The 901-nt window shown below is 72.3% G+C and carries 1 protein-coding gene; it reads left to right on the top strand.

Annotated features, from left to right (window positions below; genetic code table 11):
* Positions 1 to 901: acyl carrier protein (locus ACYVE9_RS28590; protein WP_461030789.1), on the top strand; the 901-nt coding region annotated here is incomplete at both ends.

Here is a 901-nt window from a genome sequence, read left to right as displayed (position 1 = left end):
GTCGCCCGGCAGCCGGACGTGGACGGCGAGGGGGGCACCGGAAGGAACGGGCTGCTGGCGCGGCTCACGGCTCTCGGCGACGCCGACCGCCGGCAGGCGGTGCTGGAACTCGTCCGCGCGCACATCGCCCACGTGCTCAACCACCCGAGCCCGGAGGACGTCGAAACCGCGCGCGCGTTCCGGGAGTTGGGGTTCGACTCGCTGACGTCCGTCGAACTGCGCAACACCCTCAACGGGGCGACCGGCATGCGGCTGCCCGCCACCCTGGTCTACGACTACCCGACGCCGGCCGCGCTCGCCGACCACCTCACCGCCGAACTCGCACCCACCGCCGAGCCGTCCGCCGGTGCCGTGGCCGTGCCGGCCCGCGGCGGCGACGACGCGGAGGACCCGGTCGTCATCGTCGCCATGGCCTGCCGCTTCCCCGGCGACGCGGACACCCCTGAGCGGTTCTGGCGCATGCTCGCCGACGGGACCGACATGATGGGACCGTTCCCCGAGGACCGGGGCTGGGACCTGGAGGCGCTCTACGATCCCGAGCCCGGCCGGGCCGGCCGCACCTCCACGCTCACCGGCGGCTTTCTCGACGGCTTCGCCGACTTCGACCCGGGCATGTTCGACATCTCGCCGCGTGAGGCGGTGGCGATGGATCCGCAGCAGCGGTTGCTGTTGGAGATGGCGTGGGAGGCGTTCGAGCGGGCGGGTATCGACCCGCGGGCGCTGAAGGGTTCGCGGACCGGCGTCTTCGCCGGCACCAACTACCAGGACTACACCTCCCGTTCCATCGCCCCGGGCGAGGACGTCGAAGCCCATCTGGGCACCGGCAACTCCGCGAGTGTCATGTCGGGTCGGTTGTCGTACACGTTCGGTTTGGAGGGGCCGGCGGTGACGGTGGATACGG

The sequence above is a fragment of the Streptomyces sparsus genome (genome assembly GCF_054776295.1).
Note: the sequence above shows the minus strand (reverse complement) of the source record. Positions and strands in the feature narration are given on the sequence as shown.